Annotated in this window: 22 protein-coding genes; 11 read left to right on the top strand and 11 right to left on the bottom strand. The window is 69.4% G+C overall.

Annotated features, from left to right (window positions below):
- Nucleotides 1-53: 53 nt before the first annotated feature.
- A complete protein-coding gene (locus tag AC3WXD_RS27055; RefSeq protein ID WP_492325010.1) occupies nucleotides 54-1,121 on the bottom strand; it encodes a GntR family transcriptional regulator in 1,068 nt (355 codons plus the stop codon).
- A 277-nt stretch (nucleotides 1,122-1,398) separates the two neighbouring features.
- On the opposite strand from AC3WXD_RS27055, the gene AC3WXD_RS27050 reads away from it, so the two are divergent.
- The 5 genes from AC3WXD_RS27050 to AC3WXD_RS27030 all read left to right on the top strand — a co-directional run bounded on the left by AC3WXD_RS27050 (nucleotide 1,399) and on the right by AC3WXD_RS27030 (nucleotide 6,149).
- Nucleotides 1,399-2,082 (top strand): amino acid ABC transporter permease, encoded by a 684-nt coding sequence (locus AC3WXD_RS27050; protein WP_492325009.1) that lies wholly within the window; start codon nucleotides 1,399-1,401, stop codon nucleotides 2,080-2,082.
- 15 nt (nucleotides 2,083-2,097) lie between these two features.
- A complete protein-coding gene (locus AC3WXD_RS27045; RefSeq protein WP_059411002.1) occupies nucleotides 2,098-2,748 on the top strand; it encodes an amino acid ABC transporter permease in 651 nt (216 codons plus the stop codon).
- A 99-nt stretch (nucleotides 2,749-2,847) separates the two neighbouring features.
- Nucleotides 2,848-3,576 (top strand): amino acid ABC transporter ATP-binding protein, encoded by a 729-nt coding sequence (locus AC3WXD_RS27040; protein ID WP_492325041.1) that lies wholly within the window; start codon nucleotides 2,848-2,850, stop codon nucleotides 3,574-3,576.
- 124 nt (nucleotides 3,577-3,700) lie between these two features.
- A complete protein-coding gene (locus AC3WXD_RS27035; RefSeq protein ID WP_492325008.1) occupies nucleotides 3,701-4,510 on the top strand; it encodes a transporter substrate-binding domain-containing protein in 810 nt (269 codons plus the stop codon).
- A 61-nt stretch (nucleotides 4,511-4,571) separates the two neighbouring features.
- The gene (locus tag AC3WXD_RS27030) at nucleotides 4,572-6,149 is read left to right on the top strand and encodes a UxaA family hydrolase (protein WP_492325007.1); all 1,578 of its coding nucleotides are present in this window, start codon (nucleotides 4,572-4,574) and stop codon (nucleotides 6,147-6,149) included.
- A 93-nt stretch (nucleotides 6,150-6,242) separates the two neighbouring features.
- On the opposite strand, the gene cynS is transcribed toward AC3WXD_RS27030, so the two are convergent.
- Together cynS and AC3WXD_RS27020 are read right to left on the bottom strand one after the other, a co-directional pair.
- Entirely contained in the window at nucleotides 6,243-6,713 is a 471-nt protein-coding gene (cynS, locus tag AC3WXD_RS27025) for a cyanase (RefSeq protein ID WP_020204195.1), read from the bottom strand.
- A 45-nt stretch (nucleotides 6,714-6,758) separates the two neighbouring features.
- Nucleotides 6,759-7,427, bottom strand: coding sequence for a carbonic anhydrase (locus AC3WXD_RS27020; RefSeq protein WP_492325006.1), 669 nt, complete (start codon nucleotides 7,425-7,427; stop codon nucleotides 6,759-6,761).
- A gap of 246 nt (nucleotides 7,428-7,673) precedes the next feature.
- Between AC3WXD_RS27020 and AC3WXD_RS27015 the strand changes: the two genes are divergently transcribed.
- The 4 genes from AC3WXD_RS27015 (at nucleotide 7,674) to AC3WXD_RS27000 (ending at nucleotide 10,296) form a co-directional block, all read left to right on the top strand.
- Nucleotides 7,674-8,396 carry a hypothetical protein gene (locus AC3WXD_RS27015; RefSeq protein ID WP_492325005.1) on the top strand — a complete coding sequence of 241 codons (723 nt, stop codon included), beginning with the start codon at nucleotides 7,674-7,676 and terminating at the stop codon, nucleotides 8,394-8,396.
- A gap of 306 nt (nucleotides 8,397-8,702) precedes the next feature.
- Nucleotides 8,703-9,485, top strand: a complete 783-nt coding sequence (locus AC3WXD_RS27010) for a trypsin-like peptidase domain-containing protein (protein ID WP_020204192.1) — start codon at nucleotides 8,703-8,705, stop codon at nucleotides 9,483-9,485.
- A gap of 147 nt (nucleotides 9,486-9,632) precedes the next feature.
- The gene (locus AC3WXD_RS27005) at nucleotides 9,633-9,956 is read left to right on the top strand and encodes a hypothetical protein (RefSeq protein ID WP_020204191.1); all 324 of its coding nucleotides are present in this window, start codon (nucleotides 9,633-9,635) and stop codon (nucleotides 9,954-9,956) included.
- A 55-nt stretch (nucleotides 9,957-10,011) separates the two neighbouring features.
- Entirely contained in the window at nucleotides 10,012-10,296 is a 285-nt protein-coding gene (locus tag AC3WXD_RS27000; RefSeq protein WP_020204190.1) for a hypothetical protein, read from the top strand.
- 154 nt (nucleotides 10,297-10,450) lie between these two features.
- On the opposite strand, the gene AC3WXD_RS26995 is transcribed toward AC3WXD_RS27000, so the two are convergent.
- The 4 genes from AC3WXD_RS26995 to AC3WXD_RS26980 all read right to left on the bottom strand — a co-directional run bounded on the left by AC3WXD_RS26995 (nucleotide 10,451) and on the right by AC3WXD_RS26980 (nucleotide 12,084).
- Nucleotides 10,451-10,705, bottom strand: a complete 255-nt coding sequence (locus AC3WXD_RS26995; protein WP_059411007.1) for a hypothetical protein — start codon at nucleotides 10,703-10,705, stop codon at nucleotides 10,451-10,453.
- A gap of 97 nt (nucleotides 10,706-10,802) precedes the next feature.
- Complete coding sequence (infA, locus tag AC3WXD_RS26990; RefSeq protein WP_020204188.1) at nucleotides 10,803-11,024, bottom strand: translation initiation factor IF-1; 222 nt, start codon at nucleotides 11,022-11,024, stop codon at nucleotides 10,803-10,805.
- A 70-nt stretch (nucleotides 11,025-11,094) separates the two neighbouring features.
- Nucleotides 11,095-11,316, bottom strand: coding sequence for a hypothetical protein (locus AC3WXD_RS26985; RefSeq protein WP_020204187.1), 222 nt, complete (start codon nucleotides 11,314-11,316; stop codon nucleotides 11,095-11,097).
- Between the two features lie 498 nt (nucleotides 11,317-11,814).
- Nucleotides 11,815-12,084: a hypothetical protein gene (locus AC3WXD_RS26980; protein ID WP_059411008.1), complete on the bottom strand. Its 270-nt coding sequence runs from the start codon at nucleotides 12,082-12,084 to the stop codon at nucleotides 11,815-11,817.
- Between the two features lie 224 nt (nucleotides 12,085-12,308).
- Here AC3WXD_RS26980 and AC3WXD_RS26975 point away from each other — a divergent pair, with 224 nt between their 5' ends.
- On the top strand, nucleotides 12,309-12,740 hold the full coding sequence (locus AC3WXD_RS26975; protein ID WP_492325004.1) for a DUF3293 domain-containing protein: 432 nt from the start codon (nucleotides 12,309-12,311) through the stop codon (nucleotides 12,738-12,740).
- 68 nt (nucleotides 12,741-12,808) lie between these two features.
- On the opposite strand, the gene AC3WXD_RS26970 is transcribed toward AC3WXD_RS26975, so the two are convergent.
- From AC3WXD_RS26970 to AC3WXD_RS26955, 4 genes are read right to left on the bottom strand one after another with little or no spacing between them, the layout of a single operon-like run.
- Nucleotides 12,809-13,453 (bottom strand): OmpA/MotB family protein, encoded by a 645-nt coding sequence (locus tag AC3WXD_RS26970; RefSeq protein WP_020204184.1) that lies wholly within the window; start codon nucleotides 13,451-13,453, stop codon nucleotides 12,809-12,811.
- 11 nt (nucleotides 13,454-13,464) lie between these two features.
- Nucleotides 13,465-15,006, bottom strand: a complete 1,542-nt coding sequence (locus tag AC3WXD_RS26965; protein ID WP_492325003.1) for a hypothetical protein — start codon at nucleotides 15,004-15,006, stop codon at nucleotides 13,465-13,467.
- The gene (locus AC3WXD_RS26960) at nucleotides 14,999-16,255 is read right to left on the bottom strand and encodes a hypothetical protein (RefSeq protein ID WP_492325002.1); all 1,257 of its coding nucleotides are present in this window, start codon (nucleotides 16,253-16,255) and stop codon (nucleotides 14,999-15,001) included. The genes AC3WXD_RS26965 and AC3WXD_RS26960 overlap by 8 nt, the downstream gene beginning before the upstream one ends.
- Before the next feature lie 17 nt (nucleotides 16,256-16,272).
- On the bottom strand, nucleotides 16,273-17,235 hold the full coding sequence (locus tag AC3WXD_RS26955) for an ATP-binding protein (protein ID WP_063922975.1): 963 nt from the start codon (nucleotides 17,233-17,235) through the stop codon (nucleotides 16,273-16,275).
- 277 nt (nucleotides 17,236-17,512) lie between these two features.
- On the opposite strand from AC3WXD_RS26955, the gene AC3WXD_RS26950 reads away from it, so the two are divergent.
- Nucleotides 17,513-18,787: a DUF445 domain-containing protein gene (locus AC3WXD_RS26950; RefSeq protein WP_492325001.1), complete on the top strand. Its 1,275-nt coding sequence runs from the start codon at nucleotides 17,513-17,515 to the stop codon at nucleotides 18,785-18,787.
- Nucleotides 18,788-18,812 lie beyond the last annotated feature (25 nt).

Here is an 18,812-nt window from a genome sequence, read left to right as displayed (position 1 = left end):
GCCATTCCCGCGTCCTCGGCAATAACCAATGGTTCTGTCGGTGAGCTAGCCCCTCACCCAATATAAGAAACCTCCGGCAAAGCAAATCCCTCCCGCACCATCTCCGCCCGCTCCGTCACCTTGATACAAGACACCTCAAGGTGCTCCCTGAGCAAATCCGCCGCCCGCCGCGGCGCGCCGCCAGCCACCGCCTCCAGCACGGCCAGGTGCTCCGACATGAACGGGTCATCCGCCGGCATGGGCGTGGACACACCCAGCACGTGCTTGCTCAGCGTGAGGATGCAGCGGGTGCGCTGCAGGCTGCCGAGCAGTTCCTTGTTGGGGCATTGCGAGAGCAGCCGCACGTGCAGGTCGTGTTCCAGCGCGTCCATCGCGGTGCGCGATACCTTGGGGTAGACGCGCTGCGCCTTGTGCAGGGATTCGATCATGCCGCGCACCTCGGCCGGGTTGGCGTGGCCGGCGGCGGCGCGCAGGGCGGCGGGTTCCACCAGTGAGCGCAGTTCGTACAGGTCGCGGATGCGCTGGGCGTCCAGCGGGGTGATGACCCAGCGCAGGCGTTCGTCTTTTTCGATGATGCCCAGGCTTTCCAGGCGCAGCAGTACTTCGCGCACCACGGTGCGGCCCACGTTGAAGTGGCGGGCGAGCTCGACTTCGTTCACGCGGTAGCGGCCGAACACGGAGAGGTGGACGAGGTCGCGTTCCACTTCGTCGTAGATGACTTCCCAGCCCAGCGTCTTGCGGGCTACGTCGGGCGTGCTGTCCACGCCAAGCATGGCGGCTTCGAGCGGGATGCGGCGCGGCGCGGTGCCGTGCGGGCCGGCCACGTAGCCGCGGCCGTCGAAGCGGCTGACCACGCCTTCGTTTTCCAGCTCGCGCAGGGCCTGGCGCACGGGCGAGCGGGTGGAGCCGAGGATGTCGGCCACGTGGCCTTCGAGCAGCACGGTGCCGGCTTCGAGCGAGCCTTCCTGGATGGCCCGGCGCAGCATCTGGTGGATCTGCGCGTAGATGGGGGCGTGGCGGTGCGCGTCGCCGCTTTCGCCGTCGTCTGCCGGCGTGAAGGGGCGGTCTGCTTTGTCTTGCGCGGCGCGAGGGCGGCCTCGTGTCGTCGTCGGACTGGTCACGGTGTCTCCGGATCGTGGCGTTGGCGTGGATGCGTGGCACGCGGTGTGGGTGTGCTGCCAGGTGCGCTGCATGGCGCGCTGCCAGGCGCGGTGCCTGGGCGAACTTTGCGCCGGTTCCGCTTGCGATGATACACGGGTATCTCCGCATATTGACCATTGTCGGCATTAGTCATATATTGCGATCCATCGCGGGACGGCGCTGTGCGTTCCGCGCAAGGACGCATACGAGAGACAGGGCATCCATCCCCACGGGTGCCACGCATAAAGAGCGCATCCGATGGACTATCAGTTCGATTTCAGCTTCCTGTCCGCCAACTGGCGCGACCTGCTCGACGGGGTGTGGCTCACGCTGCGCATGTCGGTGGCGACCATCGTGTTCGGCTTCGTGCTGGGCACGGCGCTGGCGGTGGCGCGCACGCAGGGCCCGGCCTGGGCGCGCCGCTGCGTGACGGTGTACGTGGACCTGATCCGCAATACGCCGCTGGTGATCCAGGCGTTCTGGCTGTTCTTCGGGCTGGCGGCCATCCAGGTGCGCGTGCCGGCCATGGCCGCGGCGGTGGTGGCGCTGGTGGTGAACGTGTCGGCCTACACCACGGAGATCGTGCGCGCGGGCATCGAGTCGGTGCCGCGCGGGCAGCTGGAGGCGGCGTCGTGCCTGGGCCTGTCGCGCTGGCAGCTGCTGCGGCTGGTGGTGCTGCCGCAGGCGGTGGAGCGCATGTATCCGGCGCTGGTGAGCCAGTTCGTGCTGATGATGCTGGCCACCTCGATCATGTCGCAGATCTCGGCCGAGGAGCTGACCGCGGTGGGCTACCGCATCCAGTCCGAGACCTTCCGCGGCTTCGAGATCTACCTGGTGATCGCGGTGGTCTACCTGCTGCTGTCGTGGCTGCTGCGCCTGTCGATGGCGGGCATCGGCGCGGTGGCCTTCACGCGCCGCCGGCGCCTGAACACTCCTCTCTGAGCCGGAGCGCGCGTCATGAATGGTCTTTCCTTCGATCAAGTGTTGTTCATCCTGCGCGGCGCGGGCTGGACGCTGCTGCTGGCTGGCATGGGCTTTGTCGGCGGCGCGCTGGTGGGCGTGCCGCTGGCGCTGGCGCGCAGCCGCGGCGGCCGGGTGCTGCGCGCGGTGACGGGCGCGTACGTGCAGCTGGTGCAGGGCGTGCCGCTGCCGGTGATCATGTTCGTGGTGTATTTCGGCATCAGCGTGGGCGGCTTCGACCTGCCGGCGCTGGTGGCCGCGGGCATCGCCATGACGGCGTATTCCAGCGCCTACCTGGGCGAGATCTGGAAGGGCTGCATCCAGGCGGTGCCGCGCACGCAGTGGGAGGCCGCGGAGTGCCTGGCGCTCACGCCGCTGCAGCGCGCGGTGCACGTGATCCTGCCGCAGGCGGCGCGCATCGCGGTGGCGCCCACGGTGAGCTTCCTGGTGCAGATCGTGAAGAACTCGTCGTACGCGGTGGTGATCGGCTTCTTCGACCTGACCTACTCGGCGCGCGTGGTCAACAACTCCACGTTCAAGCCGTTCGTGGTGTTCAGCATCGCGGCGGCGCTGTACTTCGCCATCTGCTATCCGCTCTCGTCGCTGTCGTACCGGCTGGAGCGCCGCTTCAACAAGGCGCGCGCCTGAACTACCCCGAAGGCGCGCGCCTGAACCACCCCGGCGCCACGACGCCAGCGCCACGACGCCGCACCAACGCCGGCACAAAGGAACATCATGGAGACAAGCGTGGACGAAGTGGTCCGCTTCAACAAGGTCAGCAAGGCCTTCGGCCTGGTGGAGATTCTCAAGGGGGTCAGCTTCTCGGTGCGGCGCGGCGAGGTGGTGGCGCTGATCGGGCGCAGCGGCTCGGGCAAGAGCACGGCCCTGCGCTGCATCAACGGCCTGGAGCGCGTGAGCGGCGGCGAGCTGCACACCTGCGGCCACGCCATGCACGCGAGCGCGGTGGACCTGGCCGTGCTGCGCCGCGAGGTGGGCATCGTGTTCCAGAGCTATAACCTGTTCCCGCACCTGACCGTGGCGGAGAACGTCATGCTGGCGCCGCGCAAGGTCAGGGGCATGGCGCGCAAGGCCGCGCACGAGCTGGCCATGCACGTGCTGCGCCAGGTGGGCATGGAAGAGCGCGCCGACTATTACCCCGAGCAGCTCTCCGGCGGGCAGCAGCAGCGCGTGGCCATTGCCCGCTCGCTTGCGATGGAGCCGCGCCTGATGCTGTTCGACGAAGTCACCTCGGCGCTGGACCCGGAGCTCACCGGCGAGGTGCTGCGCGTGATCGAGCGGCTGGCCGCGGACGGCATGACGATGGTGCTGGTCACGCACGAGATGGCGTTCGCGCGCTCGGTGGCGGACCAGATCATGTTCATGCACCAGGGCATCGTGTGGGAGGCCGGCAGCGGCAAGCTGCTGGACGAGCCCACCACGCCCGAGCTCAGGCAGTTCGTCGGCAACGGGCTGTAGGCGCCACCGGTTCCTTTTGATTTCACGCCGGCGTGCCCGCTCGCGCGGGCGCGCCGGCCGCGCGCATCCGAGTGCATCCGCGCGCATCGCCACACGCATTCCCACAGAGAAACGGAGACAGATCATGACCCGCATCCACCGCCGCCTGTTCGCCCCGCTGGCCTCGCTCACCGCCGTGCTGCTGCTGGGCGCGGCGGCCACCGCGTCGGCCGACACGCTCGACACCATCAAGCAGCGCAAGAAGATCCTGGTCGCCGTGGACATCGGCGCGCCGCCCTACGGCATGCTTGACGCGCAGGCCCGCCAGAGCGGCTCGGACGTGGAAACCGCGCGCCTGCTCGCCAAGGACCTGGGCGTGGCGCTGGAGATCGTGCCCGTGACCGGCCCCAACCGCGTGCCGTTCCTGCTGACCAAGAAAGCGGACGTGGTGCTGGCCTCGTTCTCCGTGACCGACGAGCGCAGGAAGGTCATCGATTTCTCCGACCCCTACGGCGTGATCCCGGTGGTGGTGGGCGGCCCGGCCAAGGCGCCGCTGAAGGCATTCGCCGACCTGTCCGGCAAGACCATCGCCGTCACGCGCGGCACCACCAGCGATCAGGAGCTGACGCGCGGCGCCAAGGAAGTGTCCGGCATCAACATCGTGCGCTACGAGGACGACGCCACCACCAACACCGCAGTGTCCACCGGCCAGCAGGACTACCTTGCCGCGGCCATCAGCGTGATTCCCGCGGTGAAGAAGGCCAACCCTTCGCGCGACCTGGAACTGAAGTTCGTGATGAAGACCTTCCCGTACGCCATCGGCCTGCGCAAGGGCGACACCGCGCTCAAGAGCTGGCTGGACGGCTGGGTCAAGGCCAACCTGCAGAACGGCAAGATCAACGAGATCTACAAGCAGTATTTCGGCATCTCGCTGCCGGCGGACATGCTCAAGTAAGCGCGAGCACGGATTGAACGCAACGACCGCGGCAACGACCAGCGGATTTGGAGCCCATCGCATGACTTCCCCAGCCCACGCCCGACCGGGCACCAGCGACGGCGCGGCGGCGGCCGGCGCGCGCGTGATCCGCCTGCACGCGGATGACGACGTGGTGATCGCCCGCGCGCAGCTCGTCGCGGGCACCGTGCTTGCCGAAGAGGGCATCACGGTGTCCGGCCTGGTGCCGCCCGGCCACAAGGTGGCCACGCGCGCGGTGGCCGCCGGCGAGGCGGTGCGCCGCTACGGCCAGATCATCGGCTTCGCCAGCCAGCCGATCCGCGCCGGCCAGCACGTGCACACGCACAACCTCGCCATGGGCGACTTCGCGCGCGACTATGCCTACGGCGCAGAGGCGCGCGCGCCGCGGCCGGTGGCCGAGTCGGCCACGTTCGACGGCATCGTGCGCGCCGACGGCCGTGTGGCCACGCGCAACTACATCGGCATCCTCACCTCGGTGAACTGCTCGGCCACCGTGGCGCGCGCCATTGCCGACCACTTCCGCCGCGACATCCATCCCGAGGCGCTGGCGCCCTACCCCAACGTCGACGGCGTGGTCGCGCTCACGCACGGCGTGGGCTGCGCGGTGGACCCGCAGGGCGAAGGGCTGGCCGTATTGCAGCGCACGCTGGGTGGCTACGCATGCCACCCCAACTTCGCCGGCGTGCTGGTGATCGGCCTGGGCTGCGAGACCAACCAGATTCCCGCGCTGCTGGCCACGCAGGGCTTGGCCGAAGGCGAGCATTTGCGGGCGTTCAGCATCCAGGACACGGGCGGCACCACCAGGACCATTGCCCACGGCATCGCGCTGATCGAGTCCATGCTGCCCGCCGCCAACCGCGTCCGGCGCGAACCCGTGCCCGCGCGCCACCTCGTGGTGGGTCTGCAATGCGGCGGCTCCGATGGCTACTCTGGCATCTCCGCCAACCCGGTGCTGGGCGCCGCGGTGGATTTGCTGGTGCGACACGGCGGCACCGCCATCCTGTCGGAGACGCCCGAGATCTACGGCGCCGAGCATCTGCTCACGCGCCGCGCCGTCACGCCGGAAATCGGCCGCAAGCTGGTGGACCGCATCCGCTGGTGGGAAGCGTATTGCGCGCGCCACGGCGCCAGCATGGACAACAACCCGTCCGCCGGCAACAAGGCCGGCGGCCTGACCACGGTGCTGGAAAAATCGCTGGGCGGCATCGCCAAGGGCGGCTCGAGCAATTTGTCCGAGGTCTACGAATACGCGCAGCCGGTGCGCACGCCCGGCCTCGTCTTCATGGACACGCCCGGCTACGATCCCATCTCCGCCACCGGCCAGGTCGCGGGCGGCGCCAACCTGATCTGTTTCACCACGGGGCGCGGCTCGGCCTACGGCTGCGCGCCCTCGCCTTCGGTCAAGCTGGCGACGAACACCGCGCTGTGGGAGCGCCAATCCGACGACATGGACCTGAACTGCGGCGCCGTGCTCGATGGCACCGCCACCATTGCGGAGCTGGGCGAGGCATTGTTCCGGCTGATGCTGGACACCGCCTCCGGCAGGCGCTCGCGCAGCGAGCTGCACGGCTACGGGCAGAACGAGTTCGTGCCCTGGCAACTGAGCGCCATCACCTGAAAACGCCGGCCGTGTCCGGGCGAAGCTATGCGCCTCGCCTGGACAGGCCGCGGCGCATCACGCCAGCGCGCCGCCGGTTCCGCGGGACACCTGTCAAAACGGCTTGGTCGGCAAATACTTGCCATCCAGCGTGATCACCGCACGGTGGCCACCCTCGGGATCTTCCACCTTCTTGATATCAAGCCTGAAGTTGATCGCGCTGATGATGCCGTCGCCGAACTGCTCGTGCACCAGCGCCTTGAGCGTGGAGCCGTAGATCTGCACGATCTCGTAGAAGCGGTAGATGGTCGGGTCGGTCGGCACGCCGCCGGGGATGCTGCCGCGCAGGGGGATGGTCTGCAGCTGGCGCACGGCGTCGTCGTCCAGGTCCAGCCTGGCGGCCACGATTTTGGCGGCGTCGGCGGGCAGCGGGTGCTGGCCCAGCAGCGCGGCGGTGACGAAGGCCACGCTCAGGCCGGTGCCTTCGTTGATCTGCTCGAACGTCAGGCCCTTGCGGATCTTGGCGTCGATGATGCGGTCGCTCAGGGCCTGGCGCGGGGCCTGGCTGTATTGGGATTGGGTCATGGCTGTTCCTTGGGATGGATGGGGGCGGAAAACGGGGTGGGGCATTCAGGTGGTGGCGCTCTGCGCGCGCCTGACCGGGGGTGTCGCGGCCACGTCGGGATGCGCCGCGAGGGAGACGAACTGGCCGGTGTTGCCGTCCAGCGCGTCGATCGTGCCGGTCTCGATGTCGTAGACCCAGCCGTGCAGCGTCATGCGGCCTTGTTCGAGCGCGAGCGCCACGGTGGGGTGGGTCTTGAGGTTGGCCAGCTGGGCGATGACGTTCTCGCGCACCATCGAGTCCACGCGGGCGCGCGTGGACGCGTGCTCGCGCGCTTCGTTGACCGCCTTGGCGGCGTCCGCGTGATGCAGCCAGCCTTTCACGGCGGGCATGTGGTCGAGGCACTGGCACGTGGCCACGGCGGTCATGGCGCCGCAGTCGGAATGGCCGCAGACCACGATGTCGGTGACGTTGAGCCCGGCCACCGCGTATTCCACGCTGGCTGACACGCCGCCGGGCTGCACGCCGTAGGCGGGCACGATGTTGCCGGCATTGCGGATGACGAACAGCTCGCCTGGCTCGCGCTGCGTGAGCAGCTCGGGCACGACCCGGCTGTCGGAGCAGGCGATGAACAGCGTGGCGGGGCTCTGGCCGTTGGCCAGCCGCTTGAACAGGTCCGAGCGCTGCGGGAAGGCGTCACGTTGGAACTTCAGTACGCCGTCGACGATGTCTTGCATGGTCCTGCTCCATCGGTGTGTCGTGATTCGATGGAGCAAGGATGGCGGGAATCGGCCGATAGGTCCAAGACCGGTTTGTTATCCGGTCCATAGGCCATGCCAATAGTTTGCCGGCCGCTCTCAGGCCGCTCTCATTTTCGGCTCACTCTGGATTCGTACGCTTCCTTGCAGGCGAGGGGGCGCGAGGAACCTGCCACACGGCGGTCCGCGTTTCCCGGTTCATGCTGATCCGAGGAGTGAAACATCATGTGGAAAGATGCTCAGGGTGAACAGTCTTTCGCCGGCACCGGTGGCGGTCCGGCGAGCCGCTGCGCGCGCGCGGCCGTACCCGCCGTGGAACGGGACACGCGCGCCAATCTGCGCTATTCGTGGCTGCGCGGCGAGTTCCGCAAGATCGAGCAGAACGTGCGCGACCTTCGCAGCAAGCCGCCCGCGCACGTGCTGGACTACGTGCTGGCCGGCGCGTATCCGGCCATCGAGGCGCGCTCGCCGGCCGAGGTCTACTGGGAGCACATCCTGCTGCGCTACCTGGGCGACGTGGCGCTGGACATCGAGAGAAACTACTCGCCGGACCTGAAGCTCTCGCTGGTGGGGACCGGCGCCGACGTGCTCGTCGCCGAGGGCCGCGGCGGCGGCCCGCTGCGCGGCATCGCGGGCATCGAGGCATCGGCGCGCGTGCTGAACCGGCTGCTGCCGACCACGGGCTACACCATCGTCGACACGATCGTGCGCGGCAACGACCGCAGCGGCTGGGTCACCGAGCAGTGGGGTTATTTCGATCCGGCCACGCGCACCCAGGTGCGCGACGGAATCGACACGTTCCAGATCGCGCATGGGCGGATCCGGACCAAGATGATCCACTACACGGTCGAGACGGGGAACACCTATGCCGAATTCTGGAGAGACACGGCATCGTGCGCCTACCCGGCGGCGTTGCCGCGCGAGCGGGCGGTGGCGTCGCGGATGTGATGCGGATGTGCCGCGGCTCGCGATGGCCTCGCTTGATATGTGATGCGTGGACCGTATGTCGTCATTGGCCGCGAGCGGGATTGTGGCCGATGGCGCGTCCCGCGCGCCGCGGTGTCGTCCGATGCGCTTGCCGCGCGCGCCGGCGCCGCGCATCCGCCGCGGGTAAAACCCGCCCGCCGCGCCCGATTGCGGCGACAATGCCCACATGCGCCCCCGGCACGGCCATGCCCGGCCCCGCGCCGGATTCTCCGCCCCGCCCGCGCGCGAAACCACCGCGGCGTGCAACGTCCTGCTTTCTTGGAACCTATGGTCGAATCCATCCTGCTTTCCGCGGTCCGCGTTTCGTCCTTCGACGGCCAGCAAGGCATCGCCAATGCCAGCGGATTTTTCTTCGAGCGCGACAACCATCTGTTCGTGGTGACAAGCCGCCACGTGGTCTTCGACGAGCCTTCCGGCCATCATCCGGACCGCATCGAGATCGAGCTGCACCGCGAGGCCGGCAACATGGCCAATTCGATCGGCTTCTCGATTCCGCTGTATCGCGACGGCGTGGCGGTCTGGCGCATCGGCGAGGACGGCGGCGGCCCGGTGGACGTGGCGGTGGTGGAGCTGGAGCGCGGCGCGCTGCCGGCGGGCCTGGTGTACCGCGCGTTCACGCCGGACCACCTGGTGCAGACCTCGGATCACGTGGAGGTGGGCGATTCGCTGCTGATCGTCGGTTTTCCGCTCGGTTTCCACGATGCCCTGCATCACCTGCCGGTGGCGCGGCAGGCGGTGGTGGCGTCGGCGTTCGGCCTGCGCTTCCAGGGGCAGGGCTTTTTCCTGACCGACGCGCGCACGCACCGCGGCACCAGCGGCGCGCCGGTGGTGATGCGCATGCGCGGCACGCGCGGCAAGCGGCATGACCTGCCGTGGCTGCTGCTGGGCGTGCATTCGGCGCGCTTCGACGTGGGCACGCGCGACCTCGCCGAGGACGAGGCGCTGGGCCTGAACTCGGCCTGGTACGCGGACATGCTGCTGACGCTGACCGCGCCGGCGCGCGCCGCCGGCGGCAAAATAAGATCGTCGCTGCCGCGCGCTTCGGAGTAGAGTGGGGTACTTGGGCCGGAACGTGGGCAATCCCGGCGCTTTGCGTCGCCAGCCCGTCCGGCATCCCGCTCGCGGCCAGGTGCCGTGTTGCCGCCTTGCGTGCCGCGCAGGCCCCGCTGCCTGGCGGGGCGCCGTGCGAGGGGGCCTATGTTGGACCTGGTGGCTTTCATCAAGCCTGTGCTCGACGAGATCACGGGCCAGGACGTGCGTACCTGGACGGTGCGGCGGCATGTGGTCAACGCCAACTGGCAGATTCCCGATACCAGCAGCCGCAACTGGTCGGCCAGGAAGGTGGAGATCGAAATCGCGCACGAGGCCGCGGAGCAATTGCGCCACGCGGACCAGTGCGCCTTATATCAACTGCAGCGCGGCCTGGACGCGTTCCTGCGCGCACGGCTGGGCTCGCACAGCCGGATGAGCGGGGCCGACGGGGTGATCGTCATCGTGATCGATCGCCTGGTTCCGTTCTGACCCTGGCGCCGGGATGGCGCGGCCGACGGCAACGCTGCCGCATGGAGCAAACGACGTGAACAATACGCCTAGCGCGAGCTACAAGGGCTTCGATCTTTATCCGCTGGTCTACAAGGTCCAGCCCGCCCAGTCGTGGCCGCGCGCCAAGCCGGACCGCAGCTTCACCGCGTCGGTGGTGATCTGCCGCGAGGGCTACCGGCCCGGCGGCGAGCGCACCAAGGTGTTCCGCCTGGAAACCGAGGAGTGGGAGAACATCGGCACTGCGCGCCGTGGCGCGGTCAAGTTCGGCGAGGACATCATCAACGGCCTGATCGCAGGCGAATCGGTGACGACGCTGTAGCGTCCTGGTCGGGATGGAGAAGTGAGGGCGGCGCCATCGTGCGCCGCTTTTGCCGTGCGCCGGTCCGCGTGGCGCGATGCGCGCGGATGGCCGGGGCAGGGCGGGGAATGCCGCCATGCCCGGGGACGGTGCCCGGGCGTGCGGGGGCCGACTGTTAGACGCTGAAGGCGGGGCTGCCGTAGCGGTCCAGCAACTGCTCCAGCAGCTCGAGCCGGTCGGTGCGCGGCGTGCGGTCCTCGATGGCGCGCGAGGGGCCGCCGTAGGTGGCCGTGACGTGGCGGCGCACCGTGAGCACGTCGTTGGCCGGCGCGGCGCGCGTGACCACGGGGCCGGGCACGTGCTGGTAGCTGCCGGCGACCCATCCGTCCGGGGTCAGGTGCATTTCTTCCCATTCTTCGCTGACTGACATGCTTTGCTCCTTCAGTGGATGCGTTGATGATGCCGGGGAGGCGCACCGGCCGCGGATGCCGGCGCCGCGGCGCGCGCGCGGGTCCCGCGCGCTGGCGTCAGAACTTGTGGCGGTAGTTGATGCGGCCCTTGGTGAGGTCGTATGGCGACATCTCCAGCGTGACGCGGTCGCCCGCCAGGATGCGGATGCGGTTCTTCTTGAGCCGCCCGGACGAGTACGCCCAGACTTCGAAGCCGTTTTCCAGGATCACGCGAAAGCGGCTGTCCGGGAGCACTTCCGAGACTTTGCCGCCGAATTCCACCAGTTCTTCTTTTGCCAAGGATGATGCCTCTCTAGGTTGGGTGGCGTGCGGGCGCGGCGCCATGCGCCGGCCGCGCGCGCCGTGGCGTTCACTGCAGGCGCATGCCCGCGGCGGCGCGTTCGGCGGCAAAGCGGGCGGCCTGCTTGGCCTGGGCTTCGGTGCCGTGGGTGGCGTGGCGCATGGTGACGTTGGCGACGACGCGCTCGGCGCCGCTGCGGTATTCGCTGATCATGTACGTGGCGAACCACACGCCGGGTTGCTGCTCGATGGGGTACACCGACACGGTGTACGGAGACGGATTGTGCTGCAAGGTATGTCCTGATCTGGGCGGACGGTCCGGGGCGCGCCGGATGCACTCACTGTGCGCGACGTGTTCTTTCGGTGATCGCTCGCCGCATGGGTTGTTCTGCGGATTTGCCGGGCGCCGCCGATGGCCGCGCGGGTGCGCGGAAAAAGGGGCCGGCGAAGGTGGACCGTGCCTGCGCAGCCGGCACACGCGGATAGCCCTGCGTGGCGCTGCGGAGCGGCCTTGTGTGCCGCGGGTCGGATGGGTGAGGGGCGCGTATCGCCCTGGTTTTGCCGGGTGCCTTGCCCGGCTGGTGGGCCACCGCGGCGGTAAGTTCGCCTGCTATCGCGGTGACGTGTCCGCCAGGCGCCAGGGCCTGTCGGCGAGCTTGCATCGACGCACGCTGGCGCATCGGCAAGATGGCGGATGATAACACCGATGGCGTTTCCCTGCCGGCGCGCGCGCTTGCCGTGGCCGCGCCGCGGGCCGGCGTGGCGCCGCCGGGACGGCGGCCCGGCACTGCTACTTGTGCGCGACCGAGGTGGACATGCCGTCGATGACGGCGCGCGCATGGGTCACTGCCAGCGCGATGGCGTCGTGCGGCGTGCGCCCGCTTTGCTGCTCCAGCGGCGGCACCAGCCGCAGCGAGCCGCTGTCGCGGCTGACCTGCGTGATGGTGACGGTGGCGAGGAAGCCGGCGGGCACCGGCGTGGCGCCGTGGCCGCCGCCGGGGGCGCGGCGCACGATGGCGGACACCTTGAACCCCTTGTAGATCGCATTGTTCTGAGACATGATGATCTCCTTTCTCCGCCGAGCATACGCTGCTTGCACGGATAAGTACGATTTAGTTTCGGGCGCGCCGCCCGGCGCGCGCCACCGTCCCGCCGACGCTACCGACCGCCTCGTTCCAGTCCGGACCGTCCCGCCCGAGTGCGAGCCCGCCGGCCTGCGCCCGCGGCGCGCCGTGGCCGGCCGGACGCGCGCGCGCATGCCGCAGTCATTTCACGGAGGGTTTCTTGCTTCACGGCTCCAGCATCGACCCCGCGCTCATCCAGGCCTACCTGGAGACGCGCTATCACGTGCGCGGCGATGCGCCGCTCACGCTGGCGATCGGCGAGGCCAGCCCCGCGCTGGCCGCGCTGCACGCGGCGGCGGGCGTGGACTGCAGCGCGTTCGTGACGGCGTGGAACCCGCACAGCCGGCCGGAGCCGGAGCCGGCCGCCAACGCGGCGCGCCAGCAGGCGCTGGCGCGCGAGCTGGCGCAACGGGGCCTGCATGCGATCGAGGGCATCGGCCAGCATCCGTCGGGCAGCTGGCCGGGCGAGGAGAGCCTGCTGGTGCTCGGGCTGGCGCTGGACGCGGCCCGGGCGCTCGGCGCGCGCCACTGCCAGAACGCGATCGTGTGGAGCGGCGCCGATGCGGTGCCGCAGCTGATCCTGCTGCGCTAGGCGACAAGCGATATAAGCGGCAGGCGCCGCGCGCGGGCCGCGCCGCCCGCCTCGGTCCGCCGCGCGGCTCAGCCGTTCTGCTGCGCGACGAAGCGGACTTCCACGCGCCGGTTGCGCGCGTCCTCGGGCGGCACGTTCGCGAGCGGATGCGAGTCGCCGAAGCCGGCCACCACCACGCGCTTGGCGACCTGCGCGTCGAGCTTGCCGATCAGCAGGCGCCGGGCCTCGCGCGCGCGGGCGGCCGACAGCGTGTAGTTGTCGTCGTAGACCGTGCAGAAGTGGCTGAAGTCGGTGACGGGGCGGGCGACCTGCAGGTTGTCGGTGTGCCCCTCGACGTAGATCTGGCCGCCCGGCATGCTGTCGAGGTAGGCCGAGATCTTGTCCTCGACCTGCGCGAACGCCGCCCTGGCTTCCGGCGTGATGCAGGCGCTGCCGCGCGCGAACACGTTGTCGCGCAGGACCACCTTGCCGGCCTGCGCGTCGATCGACACCAGCCCTTCGGCGCCCTGCTGCGCGAACGCGGCCTTCATGTCCTGCAGCATCTGCGCGATATGCTTGCGCTGCGCCGCCGAGCCCTGCTCCATCTCGGCCTTGTGGCGCACGTCGGCATATTGCTTCTGCACCACCGACAGCACCAGCAGCAGCATCACCACCGCCATCACGCCGGCCATCAGGTCGGCGATGGCCACCCATTCATTCGGCTTCTCTTTCATGGCGTGCGGCTTCAGGCGTCGGCGCGGCCGCCGCGCGCGCGGCGCTCGCTCGCGGGCGGTTTCGTCATCTGGATCACGGCGGTGTCGAGCCGGTTGTCGATGCTGTGCAGCGCCGCCAGCATGTCGCGGCGGGTACGGTCTTCCTTGTTCGCCGTGGCGGCCTGCCTGATCGTCGCGGCGGCGGCTTCGAGCGTGCCGGTGACGTTCTTGCTGACGTCGGCGATCCGTTCGTAGTGCCCGCCAAGCTCGGCGGTGCGGCGCACGCTCTCGGACACGGACTTGAGCCCGGAGACGATCTTCTCGCGCAGGTCCTCCACGAGATTGGTCATGGCCTGCACGTTGACGTTGAGCGTGTCGCTGGACTCGACGAAGATGCCGTGCGCCTTCTGCTGCGTCGACAGCGACTGGCCGACGGCCGCCTCGACGGACTTCAGGGTGGTGTCGACGCTCGTCGACAGCGTCGTGATGGAGCGCGAGATGTCGCCGGTGGCGTCGGACATCTTCTCCGAGATGACCGCCATGTTCTCGGCGAAGCGGCCGGACATGTCGGCGATGGTCTGGCCGAGGTCGGACTTCATGTCGTCCAGGACTTCCGCCACGCTGACGCGGAACTCGGAGATCGCGGCCTGCAGCTCGGCGGTCGAGCGCCCGGCCATGACGGCGGCGCTGGCCATGTTCGCCGAGGCCTCCGCCATCGCCGTGATGTTGGCGGACACGCCGTCGACGAACGTCTCGATGGCGTGGCGCGTGGATTCGTTGTGGACCACCAGCTCGTCCATCTTCGCCAGTTGCTGCGTGCCCTGCGCGGTCTGCGCCTTCAGGCCCGCGCGCAGCGCCGCCAGCGCTTCTAGCTGCTGCGCGTGGCGCTGCGCGCCGTCCTGCGCCTGCTGCGCGGCGTTGTCACGCAGCACGGCGCCCAGCGCGCCGATGGCGTCGACCAGCTGCCGGTTGTCCGCGACCTGCAGCTCGCGGGCCTCCTTGCGCCGGCGGTCCACCTCGGTCTTCATCTTGCCGATGCACCAGTTCAGGCGGCGCTCCTCGAAGCCGTTGCGGCTGCAGTAGATCTTCAGCGTCAGGAACGCCAGGATGCCCCAGGTCGACGTCTTGAACTTGGAACCGAGGCCGTGCATCATCGACATCAGGTTGTCCATCATGCTGTCCATGCCGCCGCTGCCGGTGGCCTGCGACAGGATCACGGACGCCTTGTCGAGCGCCAGGCCCAGGCCGACGAACGTCCCGAGCAGGCCCACGATCAGCAGCATGCCGGGCAGGATGTCGGCGAGCTTTTCCTGCGGCGTCGCCACGGCGGCGCTGAGGTCGTTGACGGAGCCGTGCTCGACGTCCAGCTGGCCGGCGTCGCTGCCCGTTTCATTTCCCGCCTTGCCGTCGACCTCGCGGTGCCAGTTCCTCGCCCAGTTGTCGGGCGTCGCATGCCGGCGCACGCCGCGCCATGCATGGATCACCGCCACGAAGATGACGGTGAAAAAGCCGATCTGCAGCCACTCCGGCGGGAGGACCTGCGGCAGGATGAAGTGCAGGATCTGTTCAAGCACGGCTCTCGACCTCCAGTTCGCCGCTGCGCGCGCGGCATTCTTCCTCGAAGATGTTGGCGAAGTCGATGATCAGCATCTGCTGGTCTTCGCTCAGTGCCTCCCAGGCCTTGCCGTTCTGCGCGCAGTCGATCAGGATCGTCCCGACCTCGCTGCCCTGGCGCAGCAGATAGGCGCGGTCCTCGCTGGCGAGTTGCTCCTCGCTCTTCTCCAGCATCTGCATGAAGCCTTCGCTGGCGTAGACGTAGTTGCGCCGCTCGCGGTTGCGCTTGGCCAGGCTGTCGGCCTGCGCCTTGAGCGCGGGCACGGTGGACTGGAGCTCGGCCAGCATGGCGGCCTCGTCGGGCGCGAGATCGCCGAGCTTCCGGGCGGTCTCCAGGCGGCGCAGCAGCACCTGCTCCCTGGCCAGGCGCTGGTTGTCCGCCTGCCACTGCTTCTCGTCGGCCTGCAGGGCGACGTCCCAGGCCTTGGTCAGTTCCTCGAACACGAAGGGCAGCAGCTTCTTGCCGTGGCGTGCGGCGATGATGGCGTCGAGCCTGTCGGTGTCGGCCGCCGACAGCGTCGGCTCGGGCGCGATCAGGTCCGACGCGACCTTGACGAGGAAGACGTCGTCGGCCGAGATGTCGGCGATGTCGCGCGCTTTCTCCAGCTTGTGCTCGGCGGACCTGAGCAGCTTCTGCGTGGCGCGCAGGCGCAGGTAGTGGTCGAAGCTCTGCAGCTCGCCCGCTTCGAGCAGGTTGTCGACGCCGGCGGTGGCCAGCACGTAGTCGTTGACCAGCGCGGCGAGGTCGAGCCCGTGCTGCGCCGCCTCGGGCAGGCGCGAGCGCGCTTCCTCGAAGGTCTTCTTGTGCCGGCGGGCCTGCGCCTCTTCCTCGGCGTTCATCTTCTTGCGCAGCTCGCGCGCGCGCTGGATTGCCCAGTTGATGGCTTTCTCCAGCTTTTGCAGGACCGGGCTGTTCTCGAGCTTCATCAGCGCGGTCAGCGCGGTGTCGACCGCCACGATGGCGGCGCTGAGCCAGGGGAAGCCCGCATTCTTCGCCGCGGTCGCCGCCACCGCGAAGTACGGCTTGATCCGCTGCAGCACCGGGCGCACCTTGCGCCAGGTTTCCTTGACCGTGCCCACGAAGGTCTCGGCTTCGTCGGCCAGCCAGTCGATGGCCTTCACGGCGATGTTCCGCGCCGTGTCGTAGACGCTCCTGGCGGCCGAGACGAAGGCGTTCCCGACCGATCTTGCAAATGAAAACAGCCCCATGATTCCCTCTTTTCCTGTTAGTCGACGCCCAGCAGCCGCCGGGTCGTTGCGGAGTCGGCCGCGGGCCCGCGGCGGTGTTCCGGTGAACCGGCTACCTCGTCGCCGGCCTTGCGCACCTCGCCGATGGCGGCTTCGAGGTGCGCCAGCGCCAGGCCGGGCGGCTGGCCGTGCCGCTCGGCCTCGTGCAGCGCCTTGGGCAGCGCCAGCCGCATGCAGGTGCGGATCTCGCGGCCGGAGAAGCCGTCGCTGAGCGCGGCGCAGCGCGCCAGCAGGGGCTCGCGCGGGTCCCGCAGCGGGATGCCCGCGACCAGCATGCGCGACCACAGGCGCTGGCGCGCGTCGAGGTCGGGCAGGTCGAAGTGCACGTGATAGCCGATGCGGCTGCGGAACGCCTCGTCGTAGTTCTTGGCGAAGTTGGTGGCGAAGACCGCCACGCCGTCGAAGCGCTCCAGTTCGATCAGCAGCGTGGAGCGCATGGCGTTGACTTCGTTGTCCACGCCCTGCGTCACCGAGGACAGGCGCTTGCCGAGCAGGGTGTCGGCCTCGTCGAAGAACAGCAGCGCGCCGGCCGCGCGCGCGGCGTCGAACGCGGCCTGGATGTTCTTCGCGGTCTCGCCCATGAACTTGCTTTCCAGCTCGGCGATGCCCAGCGACATGAACGGCAGGTCCAGCGTGCCCGCCAGCGCCTCGGCCGCGAGCGTCTTGCCGGTGCCGGGCGGGCCGTAGAAGTTGAGGATGGTGCTCAGGCCGAGCGGGTCCACGGCGCCGAAGTCCCAGTCGACGTAGATGGTCTTGCGGTGGCGCAGCTTGGTCAGGCATTCGGCAAGGCGCAGCGCCGTGGCGTCGGACAGGATGACGTCGGCGCCGAGCCGGAAGCGCGGCGCGCGCGCGGCGAAGCGCGCGCCGTCGTCCGGCGCGCCCGGGCGGGGGCCGCGTTCGGGCGCCGCCAGCCGCCCGCCCCCGGTGGTGTTCTCGTTCAAAGCGTGTTCCCCATGTATTGCGCGGCATCCGGGCGTAGCCCGCCCGCGCCGCCCGTGCCGGCCCCGGTTCTGCCGCCGGGGCGCGATGCGAACGTCAAGTGACCTACTATCGGCAGCGGCCCGCAAAAATGGAGTCCTGCTTTCGGGGGGGATCGCGCCGGCTTCGCGGAAGTCTGTCCGCGTATCTGCGCATCGCGTGCGCAGATACGCGGACAGACTGTGCCGGCCCGTTCCGGGCAAGTTATCCTCCATCCACGCCTCGACTACCTCGCCACGCATGCAGCAAGACACTGAACTCCGCATCGCCAAGCGCAAGGCGCTGGCATTCCTGCTGTTCGCCTTCGCGGTCTTCATCGCCACCCTGTTCGTGCCGCACGGCTTCGCCGCCGGCTGGGTGCGCGCCGCGTCGGAGGCCGCGATGGTCGGCGGGCTGGCCGACTGGTTCGCGGTGGCGGCGCTGTTCCGCCGCATTCCGCTGCCGGGGCTGGCCGGGCACACCAACATCGTCGCGCGCAAGAAGGACGACATCGCCGACGGCCTCGCCGCCTTCGTGCGCGACAAGTTCCTCGACGTGCCGTCGGTGGTCGCGCTGATCGACCGGCACAATCCCGCGCAGGCGGTGGCGCAATGGCTGGCCGCGCCCGGCAACACGCGCGAGATCGGCGACGTGGTGGCGAAGGTGGCCGGCACCGCGCTGGACCTGATGGACGAGCGGGACATCCAGGCCGCGATCCGCCACGCGGCGCACGCCATGATCGGCAAGGTGGACCTGTCGCGCTCGGCCGCCACCATCCTCGAGAGCCTGACCGAGAACGGTCGCCACCAGGCGCTGCTCGACGCCTCGCTGGCGCAGCTGATCCGGCTGCTCAACGAGCCCGGCACGCGCGCGTTCATCGCCGAGCGCATCGTGGAATGGCTCAAGAGCGAGCATCCGAAGAAGGAGCGGATCCTGCCCACGGAGTGGATCGGCAGCAACGGCGCCGATCTCGTCGCCGCGGCGCTGGGCCGCGTGCTGGGGCAGGTGGAGGCGGACACCACGCACCAGTTGCGCCGCGCGTTCGACGACGCCGTGGCCACGCTGATCGCGCGCCTCAAGGACGACCCGGCCTTTCACGCCCGGGCCGACCGGATCCGGCAGCAGCTCCAGGGCGACAGCGCGCTCAACGCCTACCTCGGCAGCCTGTGGGCGGACTGGCGCGGCTGGCTCAAGCAGGACCTCGCGCGCGCGGATTCCGTGGTCCACCGCAAGGTCATGGAAGCCGGCCACTGGATCGGCGCCGAGCTGGCGCGCAGCCCGTCGCTGCGCGCCTCGCTCAACGACCATCTGCGCGAAGCCGCGCGCGGCATGGCGCCGGACTTCGCGGAATTCGTCACGCGCCATATCAGTAGCACCGTGCGCGGCTGGGACGCGCGCGAGATGGCGCGCCAGATCGAGCTCAGCGTGGGGCGCGACCTGCAGTACATCCGCATGAACGGCACGCTGGTGGGCGGGCTGATCGGCGCGGTGCTGTACCTGGTCGCGCAGATGCCGGCGCTGCTCGGCCGCCTGTGAATGCGGTGGGCGCGGTGAGTGCGAT

The sequence above is a fragment of the Cupriavidus sp. FW216-B1 genome (genome assembly GCF_058789195.1).
The sequence above is the reverse complement of the archived record's forward strand: the minus strand, read 5'-3'. Positions and strand labels throughout refer to the sequence as shown.